This is a genomic window from Pseudomonas sp. S3_B08, from assembly GCF_054667725.1.
The window spans coordinates 1,051,362-1,070,951 of sequence record NZ_CP162750.1; the positions used below are offsets into that span (position 1 = coordinate 1,051,362).

Annotated in this window: 18 protein-coding genes; 9 read left to right on the forward strand and 9 right to left on the reverse strand. The window is 61.2% G+C overall.

Features of this window, described 5'->3' with window-relative positions; genetic code table 11:
* Positions 1-61 precede the first annotated feature (61 nt).
* Positions 62-1,534 carry an ATP-binding protein gene (locus AB4N73_RS04835; RefSeq protein WP_460142991.1) on the forward strand — a complete coding sequence of 491 codons (1,473 nt, stop codon included), beginning with the start codon at positions 62-64 and terminating at the stop codon, positions 1,532-1,534.
* Here the strand turns inward: AB4N73_RS04835 and AB4N73_RS04840 are convergent.
* Both AB4N73_RS04840 and AB4N73_RS04845 read right to left on the reverse strand, forming a co-directional pair.
* Positions 1,499-4,348: an ATP-binding protein gene (locus AB4N73_RS04840; RefSeq protein WP_460142992.1), complete on the reverse strand. Its 2,850-nt coding sequence runs from the start codon at positions 4,346-4,348 to the stop codon at positions 1,499-1,501. The genes AB4N73_RS04835 and AB4N73_RS04840 overlap by 36 nt on opposite strands.
* A gap of 134 nt (positions 4,349-4,482) precedes the next feature.
* Entirely contained in the window at positions 4,483-4,914 is a 432-nt protein-coding gene (locus AB4N73_RS04845) for a helix-turn-helix domain-containing protein (protein ID WP_041478577.1), read from the reverse strand.
* Positions 4,915-5,150: 236 nt separating this feature from the next.
* Between AB4N73_RS04845 and AB4N73_RS04850 the strand changes: the two genes are divergently transcribed.
* From AB4N73_RS04850 to ycaC, 6 genes are all read left to right on the forward strand, one after another.
* The gene (locus AB4N73_RS04850) at positions 5,151-6,134 is read left to right on the forward strand and encodes an MBL fold metallo-hydrolase (protein ID WP_460142993.1); all 984 of its coding nucleotides are present in this window, start codon (positions 5,151-5,153) and stop codon (positions 6,132-6,134) included.
* A 54-nt stretch (positions 6,135-6,188) separates the two neighbouring features.
* Positions 6,189-7,112: a LysR family transcriptional regulator gene (locus tag AB4N73_RS04855; RefSeq protein WP_039762138.1), complete on the forward strand. Its 924-nt coding sequence runs from the start codon at positions 6,189-6,191 to the stop codon at positions 7,110-7,112.
* A 636-nt stretch (positions 7,113-7,748) separates the two neighbouring features.
* Positions 7,749-8,162, forward strand: coding sequence for a DoxX family protein (locus tag AB4N73_RS04860; protein WP_024012430.1), 414 nt, complete (start codon positions 7,749-7,751; stop codon positions 8,160-8,162).
* Positions 8,155-8,781 (forward strand): antibiotic biosynthesis monooxygenase, encoded by a 627-nt coding sequence (locus tag AB4N73_RS04865; protein ID WP_041478579.1) that lies wholly within the window; start codon positions 8,155-8,157, stop codon positions 8,779-8,781. Before AB4N73_RS04860 ends, AB4N73_RS04865 begins: the two co-directional genes overlap by 8 nt.
* 40 nt (positions 8,782-8,821) lie before the next feature.
* Positions 8,822-10,660: an amidohydrolase gene (locus AB4N73_RS04870; RefSeq protein WP_460142994.1), complete on the forward strand. Its 1,839-nt coding sequence runs from the start codon at positions 8,822-8,824 to the stop codon at positions 10,658-10,660.
* 68 nt (positions 10,661-10,728) lie between these two features.
* Positions 10,729-11,352 carry an isochorismate family cysteine hydrolase YcaC gene (gene ycaC / locus AB4N73_RS04875; protein WP_016774080.1) on the forward strand — a complete coding sequence of 208 codons (624 nt, stop codon included), beginning with the start codon at positions 10,729-10,731 and terminating at the stop codon, positions 11,350-11,352.
* An 88-nt stretch (positions 11,353-11,440) separates the two neighbouring features.
* Here the strand turns inward: ycaC and AB4N73_RS04880 are convergent, their stop codons facing one another.
* Positions 11,441-12,868, reverse strand: a complete 1,428-nt coding sequence (locus AB4N73_RS04880) for a mechanosensitive ion channel family protein (protein ID WP_073474277.1) — start codon at positions 12,866-12,868, stop codon at positions 11,441-11,443.
* A 108-nt stretch (positions 12,869-12,976) separates the two neighbouring features.
* The gene (locus AB4N73_RS04885; RefSeq protein ID WP_310215527.1) at positions 12,977-13,996 is read right to left on the reverse strand and encodes an alpha/beta hydrolase; all 1,020 of its coding nucleotides are present in this window, start codon (positions 13,994-13,996) and stop codon (positions 12,977-12,979) included.
* Between the two features lie 235 nt (positions 13,997-14,231).
* Between AB4N73_RS04885 and AB4N73_RS04890 the strand changes: the two genes are divergently transcribed.
* On the forward strand, positions 14,232-15,131 hold the full coding sequence (locus AB4N73_RS04890; RefSeq protein ID WP_056784501.1) for a LysR family transcriptional regulator: 900 nt from the start codon (positions 14,232-14,234) through the stop codon (positions 15,129-15,131).
* A gap of 72 nt (positions 15,132-15,203) precedes the next feature.
* Here AB4N73_RS04890 and AB4N73_RS04895 read toward each other — a convergent pair whose 3' ends face one another.
* Together AB4N73_RS04895 and relB are read right to left on the reverse strand one after the other, a co-directional pair.
* Positions 15,204-15,473: a type II toxin-antitoxin system RelE/ParE family toxin gene (locus tag AB4N73_RS04895; protein WP_082228561.1), complete on the reverse strand. Its 270-nt coding sequence runs from the start codon at positions 15,471-15,473 to the stop codon at positions 15,204-15,206.
* Entirely contained in the window at positions 15,463-15,654 is a 192-nt protein-coding gene (gene relB / locus AB4N73_RS04900) for a type II toxin-antitoxin system RelB family antitoxin (RefSeq protein ID WP_056786779.1), read from the reverse strand. The genes AB4N73_RS04895 and relB overlap by 11 nt, the downstream gene beginning before the upstream one ends.
* A gap of 308 nt (positions 15,655-15,962) precedes the next feature.
* Between relB and AB4N73_RS04905 the strand changes: the two genes are divergently transcribed.
* A complete protein-coding gene (locus tag AB4N73_RS04905) occupies positions 15,963-16,760 on the forward strand; it encodes a class I SAM-dependent methyltransferase (RefSeq protein ID WP_150635731.1) in 798 nt (265 codons plus the stop codon).
* Between the two features lie 126 nt (positions 16,761-16,886).
* Here the strand turns inward: AB4N73_RS04905 and AB4N73_RS04910 are convergent, their stop codons facing one another.
* From AB4N73_RS04910 to AB4N73_RS04920, 3 genes are read right to left on the reverse strand one after another with little or no spacing between them, the layout of a single operon-like run.
* Positions 16,887-17,579 (reverse strand): GNAT family N-acetyltransferase, encoded by a 693-nt coding sequence (locus AB4N73_RS04910; protein WP_041478587.1) that lies wholly within the window; start codon positions 17,577-17,579, stop codon positions 16,887-16,889.
* Between the two features lie 57 nt (positions 17,580-17,636).
* A complete protein-coding gene (locus tag AB4N73_RS04915; RefSeq protein WP_460142995.1) occupies positions 17,637-18,428 on the reverse strand; it encodes a carbohydrate deacetylase in 792 nt (263 codons plus the stop codon).
* On the reverse strand, positions 18,400-19,587 hold the full coding sequence (locus tag AB4N73_RS04920) for a GNAT family N-acetyltransferase (protein WP_041478589.1): 1,188 nt from the start codon (positions 19,585-19,587) through the stop codon (positions 18,400-18,402). Before AB4N73_RS04920 ends, AB4N73_RS04915 begins: the two co-directional genes overlap by 29 nt.
* Positions 19,588-19,590: the final 3 nt, after the last annotated feature.

Consider the following 19,590-nt stretch of genomic DNA (forward strand, 5'->3'; position numbering starts at 1 on the left):
TGTCCGTGCTGCGTCGGCTCTGGCGGTTGTATCGTCACGCGAGAGTGCCAAGATGTTTGGCATGAATAATCACAACGACACAAGCCACGGTTCAGTGCTGCGTTTCGGCCCCTACGCCTTTCATGTGCGCCAACGTCTGGTCCTTGAAGGAGAGCAGCCGTTGCGCATGGGCGGGCGCGCCATGGACATCCTTCAGGCGCTGCTCGAACACGCGGGTGAGGTGGTCAGCAAAGAGCAGTTGATTGCTCGGGTATGGCCGACCTCGGTCGTCGAAGAGATCAACCTGCGGGTGCACATTGCGGCGTTGCGCCGCGCACTGGGTGACGGCGTAAACGGGCAGCGTTTCATCATTCACGTGGCGCACTGCGGCTACAGTTTTGTCGCCCCGGTGGAGCAGGGCACCAGTGATGCGCTGACCATGCCCGCTGCCGCGCTCATGCCCCTGCACAATCTTCCGGCACGACTGACGCCAGTCAGTGGGCGCGACGCCCTGATTGGTAGTCTGGTTCGACAAATGCCGGTATGCCGCTTGATGACGATTACCGGTGCGCCGGGTGTTGGCAAGACCACAGTGGCATTGCGCGTGGCGGAATTGCTCCTGCAATACTTTCGCGATGGCGCCTGGTGGGTCGACCTTGCCAGCCTCGAAGATGACATTCCATTGCTCGAGCGCCTGTTGCACACCCTGAAGACAGACTTTTTCGCACTGACCGGCCGGCACGCCTTGTTGATCCTGGATAACTGCGACCACCAGCGCGACAGCTGTGCGGCACTGGTGGAAACGCTGTTGCATGCTGCGCCTCGCCTGTCGATTCTGGTCACCGGCCGCGAAGCCTTGCAAGTCGCGCAGGAGACCGTTCATTACGTGCCGCTGTTGGCGATTCCCAAGCGCTCGACATTGAACACCGTCGAAGAAGCCATGGGCTATCCGGCGGTGCAGTTGTTCGTCAATCGCGCGCGGGCACGGCAGCATGGCTTCTGTTTGCGTGAGCAGGATTTGCCAGGTGTGCGCGAGATCTGCCGTCAACTGGACGGTCTGCCGCTGGCGATCGAGCTCGCCGCTGCACAGATCGACGCGCTGGGCTTGATCGGCTTGCAGGCACAGGTTGAAAACGGCCTGCAGTTGCTTGGCCAAGGCCGGCGCACCGCGGAACCGCGCCATCAGTCGATGGCCGCTGCGATCGATTGGAGCTTCCAGTACCTGACGGCAATGGAACAGCGTGTGCTGCTGCGTCTGTCGGTATTCAGCGCGGGCTTTACCCTGGAGGCCGCACTGAGTGTGATCAGCAGCGCGGATCTGGCGGGTTCCAGACTGTCCGCGATAATCGAAGGGTTGGCGCGCAAATCTTTGCTTGTTCGAGAACCCAACCGTGCGACGGCCCGCTATTGGATGCTCAACACCGTGCGCCGCTATGCTCGTGATCAGTTCGAGCGCAGTGACGACAAGTTCGAACTGAAACAGCGCCATGCGCGCTATCTCAGCAGAACGCGCAACGCTTCAGGCCGGGCACTGCTCGTGGAGGCTGTCGAGTAGCAGGCGGACCTTGCGCAAGTCCGGTGTGGCGTAGCCTTCGGTGAAGCGCTGGTAAATGGGGCTGAGCAAATCCCATGCTTCGCGATGGCGGGACTGGCGCTGCCATAATCGGGCGAGGTCCGTGGCGCTGCGCAGTTCCCAAGCGAGGGCGCCCCGGCTTCTGGCGATGGCCAGAGCTTGTTGCAGGGTTTGTTCGGCTTCTCGGGTTTCAGCGGTGTCTGAGCGGGCCGATTCGCGAGCAGGCTCGCTCCCACAGGATGAACCCTTCAACAATGCCGCCGCCCGCGCCCGCAATATCTCCGCTGCACTCCATCCCGCATCGCCATTGCGCGCGCGCTCCACCAGTGCATCATCGACAAAACGCTCATCCAGCGTAACCATCACTTCCCGAATCAGACCGCTGCTCTGTGCTGGTACGGGCATGGCATTATCCGGATCGATCACCTGCGCATACTGCCGGCCCCAGTTATTGAACAGCAGCACCGAGTGCTTCTGCGATTGTTCCAGCAGCAACTGCAGCAGCGCGCGGGCGTTTACATGGTCGCCGTTGTAATGAGCGATCAGACAACTGGCCAGCGCCAGGGTGTAACAGATCGATGTGCCGTGATTGATCTGCACGGCGATGTCCAGCGCCTGCCGTGCGGCGCGCCAGGCTTGCTCGGGCAGACCCTGCAACCACAGCACTCGGGCCAGTACTGTCAGCGAAGCGACGCTCTGGTCGTATTGCACGCCAAAACCATGGGTGAAACGATTGAGATGGCCGCTGTGCGCCATGCGTTGCAGCACCTGCTCGGCATGTACGCGTGCCTGCGGCTGGTCGCCGGCATAATGCAGGGCCAGCACGCGCAAGCGATGTGTGCTCAGTGACAGCAGCGGTTCGCCGTGCAGGCCGATGCGGTCGAATTGCTCACTCTGGGCCAAAGCCATGCGGTAATGCCCGCAACTCAGATTGACCGCCATATGCCCCGATATCGCACGCAGTTGCCCGGCCAGATCGCCGTGTTCCTCGGCCAATTGGCAGGCGTCGACGAAGGCCTGAATGGTTTGTGGCGTGCCGCCCCAGGTGTGATAGCTGGCGCTACCGAGCGCCAGTTTCAAGGCGATTTGCAGGCGAGGGCAGGGCGGTAGCAGCGAGTCTGCTGGCGAAGCCTCCAGCAGACTCAGTGCCCGGCGTACATAGCGGCTGTAATCGCGCAGCAACGACAGCTCCTGCCACAAAGGCGCCGACGCGGCTGCCAGTTGCACCCCCAGCTCATCCGGTCCCGGGCCGTTGAGGCTCCAGTCCAGCGCCGCGCGCAAATCCTCCAGACCCCGGGCATAGCGCTCCATCCACAATACAGTCGGAGTATTGTCCCAATCCGCCTGCGCCTGCTGCATCAGTGTCAGGCAGCGCTCGGCGTGGCGTTGGCGGGTTGCGCTGAGCTCGTCGGCCTGCTCGAGTTTTTCCAGTGCGTAGTGGCGGGTAGTGTCGAGCAAGCGATAGAAAACATCTTCGTCGCCCACTTCGACGCTCAGCAGGGATTTGGCCACCAATTGCGTGACGGCGGTGAACACCGCGCCGGGATCAATCTGTTGGCCGATGACCACCGCTGCTGCCGAGGCGAGGGTGAAGCTGCCGCGGAAAATCCCCAGTCGCCGCAGACAGGTTTGCTCGCAGACGTTGAGCAGGTTGAAACTCCAGTCCATCGTCGCGCGCAGGGTCAGGTGGCGTTCGGCGCTGCTGTGGTGTCCGGCCGACAATGGCGGCAAACCCTCGCGCAATTGCTTGAGCAATCCGTCCATGCCCAATTCGCTGACCTGCGCGGCGGCCAGTTCCAGTGCCAGCGGAATGCCGTCCAGGCGCTGGCAGATTTCGATCGCTTGCGGCAACTCGGCGTGGCTCAGTCGGAAGTTTTCCCTGGCTGCGGTGGCGCGCTCGACAAACAACTGCATCGCAGCAAAGCCCAGTGCTTGGGCCGGCTCCATCGGGGTCGACATGGACGGGCATTCGAGCGATTCCAGACGCTGCACGAACTCACCCTCAGCGCGCAGGCTCTCGCGGCTGGTCGCCAGGATATGCACCTTTGGTGCCCCCCGCAGAATCTGCTCGCTGAGCGCGGCGACCGCATCAATCAAGTGCTCGCAGTTGTCGATCACCAACAACATTTGCTGTTCTCGCAGGCCGTCGACCAGACCAGCCTGCGCATCGCCTTCAGCTGCGGACAGATCAAGCAGCGTCGCCAGATGCGAGCCGATCAGCGCGGGATCGGCGATGGGCGCCAGATCCACCAGGCGGATGCCGTCGCGATACTGGTCGAGCAATTGTTCGGCGACGCGCAGGGCGACGGTGGTCTTGCCAATGCCGCCGGGGCCGACCAGAGTGATGCAGCGTCGGCGCGGCAGTTGCGTAATCAAGTGATCGATCAGGGGTTGGCGACCAATCATCCGCGTACGACGCAGCGGCAGGTTGTGCCGGGGCGCGGCGACCGCAGGCGTTGCTTCGATGCTGTCGAGCACGAATGGTGCAACAAAGCTGTAGCCGCGCTGCGCCACGGTGACGATGTAGCGCTGGCCGTTCTGCCCGTCGCCAAGCGCTTTGCGCAGCGCCGCCATGTGCACGCGCAAATTGATGTCTTCAACGACACTGTCTGGCCAGACCCCGGCCATCAATTGCTGTTTGCTCACCACTTCACCGGCATGGGCCAGCAAAATCAGGAGGATGTCCATCGCCCGCCGTCCCAGGCGCAAAGGCTGTTGGCCTTCAAGTAGCAATCGTTGCCCGGGATGAATCCGATAGGGGCCAAACGCAATGGCCTGATTCGGGGAAGAACTCAACAGCGCGCTCCTGCGGTGATGCGGCGGACAGGGCGAATCAGTGCCTGGCGCATGCGCAGGCCGTCTGATCCGGGGTGTACGGGCATAATCCTCAGGTTTGAGCATCAGTGCAACGGGTGGCGTAACGGCAGCAGTCAAAACACCGCAGGCTGCGCTGCGGTGTTTTTCGGTTTATCCATGACTCGACAGCGCCAGGCGAAGGGATTGATGCCCTCGCTGCGGGTGAACATGTGGCAGAAGTGCGCCTGATCGCAGAAGCCGCATTCGAGGCTGATTTGCGTCAGGCTCAAGTCGGTGTGCTGGATCAGCAACTTGGCTCGAGCCAGGCGCTGGGCGCGGATCCAGTCCTGTGGCGACAGGCCGGTGCTGCACTTGAATGCGCGGGAGAAATGACTGCGTGACAGTGCACATGCCCGGGCCAGTTCAGCCACTTCGAGGCTTTCGCCCAAGCGATCCAGGATCAACTGTTTGATCTGGCGTTCGCGCTGCGGACTGAGTCCGCCAGTCGTGTTTTTACGCGGTTCGCTGGCAGGGGCGAGGGCGACGGATTGCTGTAGATAAGCCATGGCCAAGGTCCGTGTCGGTGGGGAAGGCACGGTCGGCGCATTCCCTCAGGTCAAAAAAGCAACGCTGCGCAGAGGGCTTCATTGTTGGGCGATGCCTTGAGACTGACGAGTTAATCGTTGTTAATTTCCTCGCTCAGGCTGGAACTCAGCACATCCTTGCAAGTCAGCGCCCGGCGCTTTGCGCGACGATGTCGACAAAGCACGGCCGCCGTTGGCCAGGTTCAAAGGGGAATGCAATGAAAAGCTTGGTGAAAGCGGCAACGACGCTGGCGGTCGTGCTGGCAATGTCCGGCGCCATGGCGCAGGCACCGCAGGTTGGCACTCAGGCGCCGGGTTATTTCCGGCTGGCTGTCGGCGATTACGAAGTCACCGCGTTGTTCGACGGTTACAACGATTTGTCGCCGAAGTTGTTGCAGGGCATGAGCCAGAGTCAGATTCGCGCGCTGCTTGCGCGCCGTTCGATTGAAACCCCTGGCGTGCAGACGGCGTTCAATGCGTTTCTGGTCAACACTGGCAAACAACTGATTTTGGTCGACACGGGCGCAGGGCAGTGCATCGGCGCCACCGCAGGCCAACTCTCGGCCAACATGCAGGCCGCCGGTTACAAGCCTGAACAGGTCGACACGATTCTGCTGACGCACCTGCACCTCGATCACGTCTGCGGTCTGGTCGACGCCGAAAAGAAACCGGTGTTCGCCAACGCCACCGTGTTTGCAGCCAAAGCCGAGGCCGACTACTGGCTCGATCCGGCAGCGCTGGCCAAGGCCCCGGCGGGCGCCAAAGAGTTTTTCAAGATAGCCCGGGACTCTACGGCGCCTTATGTTGCCGCCGGTCGCTTCAAGACGTTTGCCGCCGGGCAATCACCGCTGCCCGGGCTGGTCGAAGCAACCCTGGAAGCCGGCCACACGCCGGGCAGCACCACGTACCGCTTCACCTCGCAGCAACAGAGCATCGTGTTCATGGGCGATCTGGTGCACAACCTCGCGGTGCAGTTTTTGCACCCGGAAGTGTCGATCGGTTTCGACGTCAACAGTCAGCAAGCGATCAGCAGTCGTCAGGCAGTGTTCAGTTCTGCGGCGGCAAGCAAGACCTGGGTGACGGCAGCGCATCTGCCGTTCCCGGGCATCGGCCACATCACCTTCGAGGGCAAACATTTCCAATGGGTGCCGGTGGAGTACGGTCCGTACAAACGCGCGGCGAAAGTGCCATTGATCGAGTAAAGTGCCCAACGCCTGTGGCAAAAAGCGTCTGACACCGATAAGGAAACCACACCCATGAACCGTAACGATCTGCGCCGCGTCGACATGAACCTGCTGGTGATTTTCGAAGCGCTGATGTTCGAAAAGAATCTGACCCGTGTGGCGGAAAAACTGTTCATGGGCCAGCCGGCGGTCAGTGCTGCGCTGGGGCGCTTGCGTGATCTGTTCGACGATCCGTTGCTGCTGCGCAACGGTCGCGGCATGGAGCCGACAGCGCGGGCGCTGGCGATCCTCAAGGAATTGCAACCGGCAATGGACGTGATTTCCGGCGCAGTCAGCCGCGCCAAGGAGTTCGAACCGGCCAGCAGTTGCGACGTATTTCGCATCGGTCTGTCGGACGACGCCGAGTTCGGTCTGTTTCCACCGCTGTTGCGCCAGCTTCAGCAGGAGGCGCCGGGGATCGTCGTGGTGGTGCGCCGCGCCAACTATCTGTTGATGCCGGCGCTGTTGGCTTCGGGGGAAATCTCCGTGGGTGTCAGCTACACCACGGATCTGCCGGCCAACGCCAAGCGCAAGAAGCTGCGTGATATTCCCTGCAAAGTGCTGCGCGGCGACGACCGTCCGGGGCCGTTGACCCTGGACGAATATTGCGAACGTCCGCATGCAATGGTGTCGTTCTCCGGTGACCTGAGCGGCAATATCGATCTGGATCTGGCCAAGATCGGCCGTTGCCGCCGAGTCGTTCTCGGCGTGCCGCAGTTCAGCGGCTTGCGCGCCTTGCTCGCCGGTACCGAGATGATCGCGACGGTGCCGGACTACGCCGCCTGTGCCTTGGTTGAAGGCTGCGCCCTGCGTGCCGAAGATCCGCCATTCCCGATCGATGCCGCGCAATTGTCGATGGCGTGGAGCGGGGTGCATGACAACGACCCGGCGGAGAAGTGGCTGCGCTCGCGCATCAGCCAGTTCATGGCGGCGCCGCTGGATATTCCGGCGCTTTAACCGCCCTCGATTACACAAGCAGTTCTCCTGTGGCAGCGAGCCTGCTCGCGAAAGCGGTGGGTCAGTTAGTGTGGATGTGACTGACCTGACGCCTTCGCGAGCAGGCTCGCTCCCACATTGTTTTTGTGGCGGTCTGCAAATTGAATGCACGCCGCCAATCCTTGTGGGAGCGAGCTTGCTCGCGATTGCGGTGTGTCAGTTGGTGTGGATGTGACTGACCTGACGCCTTCGCGAGCAGGCTCGCTCCCACAGAGAAATTCGGGGCTGACCGGGCTTTGTGATTCGGCACATAGACTTGTGGGAGCTGGCTTGCCAGCGATTGCGGTGGGTCCGTCAAAGAAGGTGGTGGATGTGCCGACCAATCGCTGGCAAGCCAGCTCCCACAGGGATACGGGGTGGAATGAACATTGTTGGTCACCACAAAAACCTGTGGGAGCGAGCCTGCTCGCGAAAGCGGTGTGTCAGTCAATGTGGATGTGGCTGACCTGACACCTTCGCGAGCAAGCTCACTCCCACATTGTTTTGTGGCTGGCGGCAGAACATCAAAGACCTGAAAAGCAACTAAGCACACCCATCCAATTTCTCCCGCGCCGGCCTTGGCATGATTCCCGTCAATGACATTCAAAGGGTCGGGTCATGATTGCTACGAGGGATGAACAGGCGCGCGACATCGGGTTGCTGTTCCTGCGGGTCAGCGGTGGATTATTTCTGCTGTGGGTGCACGGCTTGCCGAAGTTGCTGGACTTCACCGCGCAGCTGCAACTGATCGAAGACCCGTTCCACCTCGGCGCCCACCTGACCCTGATCCTGGCGATTTTCGCCGAAGTCCTCTGCCCGTTGCTGATCGTCGCCGGTGTGCTGGCGCGATTGGCTTGTTTGCCTATTCTCTTTGTACTGCTCGTGGCGTTGCTGGTCGTGCATCCGCAATGGAGTGTGGCTGAGGGGCAGTTTGGCTGGTTGCTATTGATTCTTTTCACCACCGTCTTGATCGCCGGGCCGGGACGGCTGGCGATTCCTGTTCGTTTGCCCGGAGTGCTGCGTTATGCCTGAAGTCCTCAATTCACAAGCACCGGGGGCCGATGAGACCGTCACGTTGATCATCAAACACTCGGTCAAGGCCGGTTTCGAGTCGGCCTATGAAGCATGGCTGCGCAATATCGTGCGCGTCGCCGGGCAGCGCGAAGGGCATTTGGGTGTCGACGTGGTGCGCGGCAAGCGCGGGCGTCTGGATTTCTACACTTGCGTATTGCGCTTCAGCTCCACCGAAGCGATGCAGGGCTGGCTGGAGTCCTCCGAGCGTCAGGCGCTGGTGGCTGAAGCCGCACCGATGCTGGCCGACGGTGATCAGACCGAAGTCGCACCGGTCAATGAATTCTGGTTCACACCGCTGGCCGAGGCCGGCTCGCCGCCGCCGCGCTGGAAGCAGGCTGTCGTCACACTGTTGGTGATTCTGCCGCACACCCTGCTGGTGCCGCTGATCTGGGGCCCGCTGCTGGCGCTGCATCCGCTTCTGTCCAACTACGTGGTCGCCACGTTCCTGATTACCCTGACCATCGTCCTCTCGGTGGTCTACGTGGTGATGCCGCCGGTCACCCGTCTGTTCACCCCGTGGCTGGAAGCCAGTCAGGCCCATGAACACCTCGATTCCCAAGAAACCTCGCCGCGTTGAGCGGGGTTTGCTTCTTTTCACTTTCGCTTGAGGAACTGCGATGAGCGCCGATCTGATTTTATTCAATGGCCAATTTCATACCGTAGACCGGGAAAAACCACTGGCCAGTGCGGTGGCGATCAAGGATGGCCGCTTCGTCGCCGTCGGTAACGACGCCGAGGCCATGGCCCTCAAGGGCAGCGCCACACAAGTGGTCGACATGAAGGGCCGCTGCGTCATCCCCGGCCTCAACGACTCGCACTTGCACCTGATTCGCGGCGGTCTGAACTACAACCTCGAACTGCGCTGGGAAGGCGTGCCATCGCTCGCCGACGCGCTGCGCATGCTCAAGGATCAGGCCGATCGCACGCCCACCCCGCAGTGGGTGCGTGTGGTCGGTGGCTGGAACGAGTTCCAGTTCGCCGAAAAACGCATGCCGACCCTGGAAGAAATCAACCAGGCCGCGCCGGATACTCCGGTGTTCATCCTGCACCTCTACGACCGTGCGCTGCTCAACCGCGCTGCCCTGCGTGTGGCCGGCTACACCCGCGACACGCCAAACCCGCCGGGTGGCGAAATCGTCCGCGACAGCAACGGCAACCCGACCGGCATGCTGGTCGCGCGGCCGAACGCGATGATTCTCTACTCGACCCTGGCCAAAGGGCCGAAGCTGCCGCTGGAATATCAGGTCAACTCGACCCGCCAGTTCATGCGTGAACTCAATCGTCTCGGCCTGACCAGTGCGATCGACGCCGGCGGTGGTTTCCAGAACTATCCGGACGATTACCAAGTCATCGAGCAACTGGCCAAAGACGACCAGTTGACCGTACGCATCGCCTACAACCTGTTCACCCAGAAGCCGAAAGAAGAGCTGACCGATTTCCAGAACTGGACCGGCAGCGTCAAGCTGCATCAGGGCGACGATTACCTGCGCCACAACGGCGCCGGCGAAATGCTGGTGTTCTCTGCCGCCGACTTCGAAGACTTCCTCGAACCGCGCCCGGACCTGCCGCACACCATGGAACAGGAACTGGAACCGGTGGTGCGCCACCTCGTTGAGCAGCGCTGGCCGTTCCGTCTGCACGCCACGTACAACGAATCGATCAGCCGTATGCTCGACGTGTTCGAGAAGGTCAACCGCGACATTCCGTTCAACGGTCTGCCGTGGTTCTTCGACCACGCCGAAACCATCACCCCGCAAAATATTGAGCGTGTAAAAGCGCTGGGCGGCGGTATCGCGATTCAGGATCGCATGGCGTTCCAGGGTGAATACTTCGTCGATCGCTACGGCAAACAAGCCGCCGAAGCCACACCACCGATCAAGCGCATGCTCGCCGAGGGCGTACCGGTTGGCGCTGGCACCGACGCCACCCGAGTGTCCAGTTACAACCCTTGGACTTCGCTGTACTGGATGGTCAGCGGCCGTACCGTTGGCGGTCTGGCGCTTTACGAAGAAGGCTTGCCACGCAGCACCGCGCTGGAACTGTTCACCCACGGCAGCGCCTGGTTCTCCTCGGAGCAGGGCAAGAAGGGCCAGATCCGCGTCGGCCAACTGGCAGACCTCGCGGCACTGAGCGCGGACTTCTTCAGCGTTGAGGAAGAAGCGATCAAGTGGATCGAGTCGGTGATGACCGTGGTCGGCGGCAAGATCGTCTACGCCGCCGGCGACTTCGAAGACCTCGGCCCGCGTTCGATTCCGGTGCTGCCGGACTGGTCGCCGGTAGTCAAAGTCCCGGGCCATTGGCGCCCGAACTCGCCACTGCAGGCGCAGGTTCACCAGTGCAGCGGGCCGTGCGCCGTGCACACCCACAGCCATGAAAAAGCGCGGATGTCGAATGCGCCGGTCAGCGATTTCGCCGGTTTCTGGGGCGCGTTCGGCTGTTCCTGCTTCGCGTTCTGAGTTTGAAAAAAGCGCCGGTCATCAGGGCCGGCGCTTCCCGCAACAACCATCCATCCAGGAGTTTTGCCATGAGCGTTCCTTACAAGCGTCTGAACAAAGATGATGCCGTCGTCCTGCTGGTCGATCACCAGACCGGTCTGATCTCGCTGGTGCAGGATTTCTCGCCGAACGAGTTCAAGAACAACGTGCTGGCACTGGGCGACATCGCCAAGTTCTTCAAGCTGCCGACCATTCTGACCACCAGCTTCGACGCGGGTCCCAACGGCCCGATCGTGCCCGAGCTGCTTGAGCAATTCCCCGACGCGCCGTTCATTCAGCGTCCAGGCCAGATCAACGCCTGGGACAACGAAGACTTCGTCAAAGCGATCAAGGCCACCGGCCGCAAGCAACTGATCATCGCCGGTGTAGTGACCGACGTTTGCGTAGCTTTCCCGACCCTGTCGGCGATTGCTGAAGGCTTCGAAGTGTTCGTCGTCACCGACTCGTCGGGTACCTTCAACACCACCGTGCAACAAGCGGCGTGGGCGCGGATGTCGGCCGCCGGTGCACACCTGATGAACTGGTTCGCTGTGGCCTGCGAGCTGCAAGGCGACTGGCGCAACGACATGGAAGGTCTGGCGCATCTGCTGTCCGAGCGTCTGCCTAACTATCGCAACCTGATCAACAGCTACACCAAGTTCACTGCCAAGTAAGAAAATCGAAAGATCGCAGCCTTCGGCAGCTCCTGCATGGGAACGCATTCTCCCTGTAGGAGCCGCCGAAGGCTGCGATCTTTTGCTGTTAGCGTTTTTGCAACCAACCCAAGAAACCACCTTTTTTCACCGCCACCGGTTTGGCCATCAACGCGAGGCGACTGTTCTGCTGACGCACCGCCTGCAACTTGTTCAAGGCCCGGCCGACTTCGCTGCGCTTGTCCATGCACTCACGGGTCAACTGTTTGTCGAGACGATAAATGATGCTCGACGTCAGTGCTGTGAACGTCGCCTGCGACGGTGTATCGGCAAGAATGCTCTGTTCGCCCATGACTTCGCTCGGCCCCATGCGCCCGGCCTCGGTCTGGCCATTGCCGTCCGGCACCGTCGCGCTGACCACGCCCGTGGCGATCACGAACAGACTGTCCGGCACCTCGTCCAGATCCAGCACCACCTGACCGGCCGTGTACTGCTGCGCGACCATCGACTCAGCCAGGCGATCACGTTCCTCGCTGCTCAGCGAGCGGAAAATCTTCACCTCATCCAGCAACGCACGGGCGCGGCTCGACGGTTCGATCACGCCGTCGGGATGGCGCGAAATACCCGCCGCTTCGAGATGACGGTGGGCGAGGTCGAACAGTTGATTGCGCACTTCGCTCTTCTTGCCCAGCTCAGCGATGAAACCGCTGGCAACGTATTCCGACATGGTTTCGCCGGCTTCTTTGAGTACGGCTTTCGGCGCCGGGCTGAGCAACAGCGAACTGCTGCCCTGCAGAGTGCGATCAAGGGCATCCAATACCCGACGCGGACGAATGTGGTTCGGCACTTTGATACTGATCGAGACACCGTGCATGTTGCTCGGCCGGCTGAGATTGACGATTTTCGCCTTGGCCGCCACCGAGTTCGGTACTACGGCCATGGTGCCGGCGCTGGTCAGCAGGTGCGTGGCGCGCCAGTCGATATCGAAGACCTTGCCTTCGACGCCGTCGATCATCACCAGATCGTCCACCTGATACGGCTTGGTGGTGTTGAGGACGATGCCGGAAAACACATCGGCGAGGGTGCTTTGCAGCGCCAGACCGACCACGATGGCGACCACCCCGGAAGTGGCCAGCAGACCTTTGACCGGCAGTTCCAGCACGTAACCGGCCGCCGCGACAATCGCGACCAGAAACACCAGCGCACCGATGACATCCTGCAGCAAGCGACCGCTGTGACCGATGCGGCGCATCAGCGCCAGGCCGATCACTTCGGTCAGCACCCGTGCTGCGTACAACCACCAGAGAATCCCCAGCGCCGTCGCCCCCAGTTGTGCCACGCGATCATCAGCGAAAAGCGGCGCCTGCAACGGGCTGACACCGGCGTTGATCACCAGCGCGCTGAATGCCAGAAACAGTGCCAGACGCACACCGACTCGCGGCGCGCGATGGCTGAAGGGCGAGAAATGCCAGAGCGCGGCGTCGAGCAGCAACAGCACAGCGCTCCAGGACAGCAGGTGGGCGTAGAAAAGGGTCATGACCGAAGCTCCGCAATGGCTGCAAATGAAAAGATCGCAGCCTGCGACAACTTCTACTTTGGAATGCGTTTTCCTGTAGGAGCTGCCGCAGGCTGCGATCTTTCGCTTTTATGGATTCAGATGAGTCTTCAGTTCAGCCGCCGCTTGACGCACCGCCGCTTTGACTTCCGGAATCTGGCTCAGGGGATTGAGCAGGCCGAAGTCATGAATCATCCCGTTGTAACGCACCGAGGTCACCGGCACGCCGGCCGCATCCAGGTGCCGCGCATAGCCTTCGCCTTCGTCACGCAGCACGTCGAACTCGGCGGTCTGCACCAGCGCAGCGGGCAGGCCCTTGAGCTGTTCGGCGCTGGCGTTGAGTGGCGAGGCATGGATCTGCGCACGCTCGGCCGGGTTGGTTGTGTAGTTGTCCCAGAACCACTGCATCATGCCCTTGGTAAGGAAGTGTCCCTCGGCAAATTGCTGGTAAGAAGCGTCGTCGAATTGCGCATTGGTTACCGGCCACATCAACAGCTGGAAGCGCAGGGCAGGGGTTTTCTGCTCCTTGGCCATCAACGCCACGACCGCCGCCATGTTGCCGCCGACGCTGTTGCCGGCCACTGCCAGACGTTTGCCATCGACACCGATGTCCTTGCCGTGCTCGGCCACCCATTTCGTCGCGGCGTAAGCCTGATTGATCGCGGTCGGGTACTGCGCTTCCGGCGATGGCGTGTAATCGACATACACCGCAACAGCGCCAGAGCCGACCACCAGATCACGGATCAGGCGCTGGTGCGTCGGGAAGTCACCCAGCACCCAGCCGCCACCGTGGAAGAACATGAACACCGGCAACTCGCCTTTGACCTTGGCCGGGCGCACCACTTTCAGGTTGATGGTCTGGCCGTCGACCTTGATCGCCTTGTCGCTGACTTCCACGCCGGACAGATCAACCTTTACCGACGCTTGGGCACCAGTCAGCACTGCACGGGCGTCCTTCGGGCTCAGTTGCTCCAGCGGACGACCACCACCAGCGGCGAGGGCATCGAGGAACGCCTGGGTGTTGTGTTCGACGCCGGGACTGCCAGCGGCGAAAGCGCTGCTGACGGACAGGGCGAGGAGGGACGCGGCTAGGGTTTTCTTGATGCTCATGTTCAATTCCATTTTTGAATGTGTGATGTAGGAGCTGCCGAAGGCTGCGATCTGATCGTTCCCACGCTCTGCGTGGGAATGCAGCCGGGGACGCTCCGCGTCCCAACGATCAGATGGCTGCCTTCGGCAGCTCTTTGTGTTCAGGGTTGTTTTCAAACCGTGAGCACAGATTAATGGGCTGCTGAAAAGCGAAAAAGCGGCTATAAAGCGTTTAACTGTCCACCAGAGAGTGACAATGAACCCGTTCGAAGACATGCGTATTTTTTGCCAGGTCATGGACTCCGGCAGCTTCACCGCCGCGGCCGATCAGTTGGGGCTGTCCAAGCAGTTCGTCAGCCGCCGTTTGATGCAACTGGAAGAGCGCCTCGGTGTGCGCTTGTTGAATCGCTCGACCCGCCGCCTCGACGTCACCCCGCTGGGGCAGAGCTATTACGAATCGGCGTTGCGCTTGTTGGGTGAGGTGGAACAGGTCGAGCAGGGCATCGCCGGCGAAACCGCCGAGCCGCGCGGCACGATTCGCCTCAGCGCGCCGTTGTCGTTTGCCGTGGCGCATCTGGGTTGTCTGCTACCGCTATTCCTGCAGCGTTATCGCGAAGTCACCGTCGAAGTGGATCTGAGCGATCGCCCGGTCGATCTGCTCGGCGAAGGCTACGACCTGGCCCTGCGCATCGGCGTGCTGGAGGACTCGACATTGATCGCCCGACGTATCGCCAGCATCGAACGGGTCTACTGCGCCAGCCCGGCCTACCTCGCCGAACGCGGCACACCACTCAAACCCGAAGACCTGCACAGCCACGACTGCCTGCCTTACGGCCACGGGCGCTCGGTGCAATGGCGTTTCAACGAAGCGCCGGGCAAACCGCTACTTATCAACGTCACCGGCCGCATGCGCGTCAACAACGGCGAACTGCTGCGGGACGCAGCGGTGCAGGGGATGGGCATTACCTATCTGCCGACCTTTATCGTCGGCGCGGCACTGAAGGACGGGCGGCTGGTGCCAGTGCTGGATGAGTTGCGCCCGGAGCCGTTGACCCTGTCGGCGGTTTATCCGCAGCATCGCCAGGCTTCGCGGCCGGTACAGGCGCTGGTGGAGTTTTTGCGTGAGCGGCTTAACCAGAGTCATGTGAATCTTTGATAGTGGGGCCTGCTGGGCAAACGGCGTGTTATCGATCGGGCGAACGTCCTACCGTTTTTTCCTGCGATGTCTTTATGGATATTCCTGTCGGGTATGCAAAACGCTAAGTATCTCGATTCGATCCGTCACCTCATAAATCACTACGTAGTTAGGATGTACAACGATTTCCCGGGTGCCGGGAGATCGACCTTTACGGTAGAGATGGGGATGAACGGAGAGTGAGGTTGTGGATTCTTCGATGGATTTCGAGAGACTCACTGCGGCTGCAAAGTTTCTCTCGCCAATGTATCTGAGGATGTTCGAAAGATCGGCCTTGGCTTCGGGCCGCCACTCAATCTGCATCGACCTTTTTTCGCATGGATTCGATCAAGGCATGCATGTCCGCCATCACGTCCTCATGGGGGAGACTCGGATGGGGATCATCTCTGGACGCCTGCACCTTGGCTCGCAACCAGCGATCATGACTGGCAGCCTGCTCGTTGTTTTTAAACCCTGAATCGTCGGGAAAGATTTTGCCGTCCATAGTGCCTCCGGGATCAATGCCTGGCAGTCTATTCGGTACAGGGATTGCTGTCGTCGTTGTCTGGATGAACTGCATCTTGGTCGAGCTCCATGAGTACTTGTAGTTCGACAAATCCTAGACTGAGCGCTTCCGACGGCCAACCGACGGAAGATGTAGGAAAACGGTTGGGGTTTCCCGAGTTCCTTCCTTTTTCTGTAGGACTCGCTGAAGAGGACTGCGCAGTGTGATTACAACATTGGAACAACCGCCACCCCGCGTCTGTTCTACACTCACGCCGCTCAATCACGAGCTTCACCCGGAGTAGCGCCATGGAAGTGCCCAACCCCAAAACCGCCATCGAAAGCAATCGACAGGCGTGGAACGATTCCGCTCGCCATCATCAGGATTCACCGGACTGGCAGGCATTGCTCAGCGATGTTGCGCAGGGGGAGTTTTGCTGCCTTGACGACACCTTGCGCGGCTTGCTGGAAGTCGACGGCAAAGACGTGATTCAACTGGGCTGCAATAACGGTCGGGAGAGCCTGTCGCTGTTTGCGCTGGGTGCGCGCAGTGTCGTCGGCGTCGATCAATCGGCAGCGTTTCTTGAGCAGGCCCGCGAGCTCAACAGCCGCTCGCCGCATACTGCCGAATTCGTCGAGAGCGATATCCACCATCTGCCCGCATCGCTGCATAACCGCTTCGACGTCGCCCTGATCACCATCGGGGTACTCAACTGGATGCCTGACATCGGCGAATTCTTCCGTCATGTCGCGCAGGTGCTGAAGCCGGGCGGCAAGCTGGTGATCTACGAAACCCATCCGTTTCTGGAAATGGTTGATCCGCAGGCTGAAGATCCCTACCGCCTCGCCAGCTCGTATTTCCGTGCCGAGCCGTTTGTGCAGCAAGAGCCGATCGTTTACGTAGGTAAAGTCGAGCAGCCGGCGGCAAAGTCGTACTGGTTCGTGCATACGCTGGGCGCGATCTTCAGCGGCGCCATTGGAGCGGGGCTGAGCATTGTGGATTTTCAGGAATATGCGCATTCGAACCGGGAAGAGGTGTATGACTGCTACCTGAACCAGCAGGCGCAGCTGCCGATGTGCTTTAGCCTGGTGGCAAGCAAGGCCTGAGAACCTTTTTTGCGACGGCTGGCCTCTTCGCGAGCAGGCTCGCTCCCACAGGGAAACGCATTCCAATGTGGGAGCGAGCCTGCTCGCGATGGCGGCCTTGCGACCGCCACATTTCACAAGGCCGGATCAAGCCTGCGCCGCGGCACTTACCACCGGCCGGCCCGGTTTGCGCAGCGGATCCAGGCGTGAGCCTTCATAGCGGGTTTCGCGGAAGAATTTCCAGCGGCCGAACAGGCAGTAAACGTGGGTTACCCGACCCTGTTCCTGATAACCCATGCGGATATGCAGTTTAAGCGCCGGGATGTTGTGGGTTTCGCAAACGTCGACCACCTTGGTGCAACCCTGCGCCGCCATCGCTTGCCACAGTGCAACCTGCACGTCCACCGACAGGCTGCTGCCGAAGTAGGCGCGAATCATTTCGCCGCCGAATTCGAAGAACTCGCCGGGTTTGACCGGGAAGGTGCAGCCGTAATAGTGGCGGTCGTGGTAGTCGCGAATGCTGCCCCAGATAAAGCCCACGGCGTGGCCATCGGCGTCCAGGTACATGTGCCCGGTGTGGCCCTCGGCAGCCAGTTCGGCCATGGTGCCGACTCGGTCGCCGAAGTGTTTGCTGAACGCCACGGCGTTCTCCGGGGTGATGTCGACTTTGCGCAGGCCTTCATACGGGCGCAGTTTGTGTGGCGGCACCGGGCTGACCAGGTCGCGCTCCATCCACAGCAGTTCCCAGTGGAAGAACACGTAGCGTTTCCACAACGTGCCGACGGTGCGGCCCAGGCCTTTCTGTCTGATGCGATCTTGCACTTTGGTGATGATGCTCATGATGCCCCTCCAGGGTCTTGGCCCGGATGTTGTGGTGAGTGTCGTTACAGCGGTGATTCATTCGAGCGCCGTAGCGCCCTGCGTTTCCTCTCGATTGAGGTCGGCATACGAGACTCGCGCGACGCCTCTCAAACCCTGTTCGATTACCTCGCTCAACGACTCGCCGGAGTCGAGATAGGCATCGCCGAAATCGACGCCGAGGCGGGTCGGGTGGGCGACGATTTCCAGCACGCCGTCGCTGGGGACGCTGGCATTGCGCAGGTCCACCGGTGTACAGACGTAATCGGCGGTGACCCGCGCCAGACTCTGCAAACGGCCATTGAGCAAACCCTTGAATAGGCGCTTGGGCAGCGTGAGGTTGTGCCCGAGGTTGCGCGCCAGCCGAATCGGTACGCCTTGCTCGGCGGCAAACTTCGCGACGACTTCGCCGATTGGCCAGATGTTGTGTACGTGCTGGTGCGAGTCGATATGGCTCGGGCGCATGCCGTGATCGACGCAGCGTTGCCACTGCGCCTGTAACTCGGCGCGCACCGCGTCACGGTCTGCGCGACTCAGCCACAGGCTGTGGCGGGGCAGGTTGAGGTCGAACACGCCGTTGCCATCGCAAAAGGTCCGCCGCCCCAGGATCGCCTGGCTCAGCGGGTGCCCGTAGGTCAGGTTGAAGTGCAGACCGATCCGACCTTGCAGCGTCGGATGGCGGGCCATGGTGCAGGCGGGTTCAAACGCCGGCATGTTGGCCATGGCCGTGGCCGAGCTGATCAGGCCGGCCTGGAAGGCAGCGAAGATCACTGCGTTTTCGTTGGCGCTGAGACCGAAGTCATCAGCGTTGACTATGACTTGGCGAGGCATGGCCGCCCTCCGGAGTGATTGCGACAGGTTGCACCAGTGCTGCAGATTTTTTGTTGGCGCGCCTGGTACGCCACTGCTGCACGGCGGGCTTGCAGCGATACCAGATGCGCAGCGCCAGACCCAATGCCAGCCCACTTGGGCGCCACGAATAGAAACTCCAGCGCCAGTGTTCCAATTGCCCGGTCATGCGTTCGTGCAGTTGATGGCTGGAGTTTTCCAGGCTGACCCGCGAGGCATCGATCCAGCGCCAGTGCTCGTCCAGGCCCCAGCGAATCCATTCCTCCAGCAACACCCGGCCACTGCCGAGATCGGCGTACTGCGGCAGGAAGGCGAGGTTGTAATCGTAGAGCCGGCCCTGTTCGAGCAGGCCGAGGCGATAGCTGATGCAGCGGCCGTTCAGCTCGAGCATCACCACGCGTACCAGGCCTTGGCCGGCGAGGGCGGTGAAGGCGCGTTCGATCCATTGGCGACTGCGCGGTGTGGCGAAAATCCCGACGCCTTCATCGCCTTTCCAGCTCACCGCCTCGACTTCGCTGATGGTCTGCAACAAGGCAGCCATGCTCAGCGCATCCGGGGTAATCCGGCGGATCTGCGCACCGCACGCGGCAATCCGTTTGCGTGCCCGGCGCAGTTTGTAGCGCGGGTCGCCGGAGACTTCCTGATGGTCGGCTTCGCTGATCAGATGCACTGGCACCCGGCAGCTCAGGCGTCGCTCGGCCGTGGAACTGCGCGCCATCCATGCGGTGACGGCACTTTCTTCACCCGCAGGCTCCGACAATTCATTGAGTTGCAGCAGCGCATGGGGCAGGCGCTGGCGAATCAACAGCAGCGCCTCGTGCATGTCCGCGCCGCCGAGCAACGACAGCAGGGCCAGACGATCAGCCAGCGGATAACCCAAGTGATGCAAGACCCGAAACGGCACGCCGGCGAAGCGCTCGCGGCTGGCTACCAGCGGCAGGCACAGGCGTAGTTCTGCGGCTTCCCAACCGAGCAGAATGTGCAGGCGCTGATCCTCACCCAGAGCCTGTTCCGCCGCACATAACCAGCCGAGATTGTTGAACGGCGTATGGTCGGTCACGCCCAGGCGCAGCGTTTCATACGCGGTTGCCGGGAAGTCGGCGGCGCACAGGGACGTGCGCCATTCGAATCGCATCACCATAGG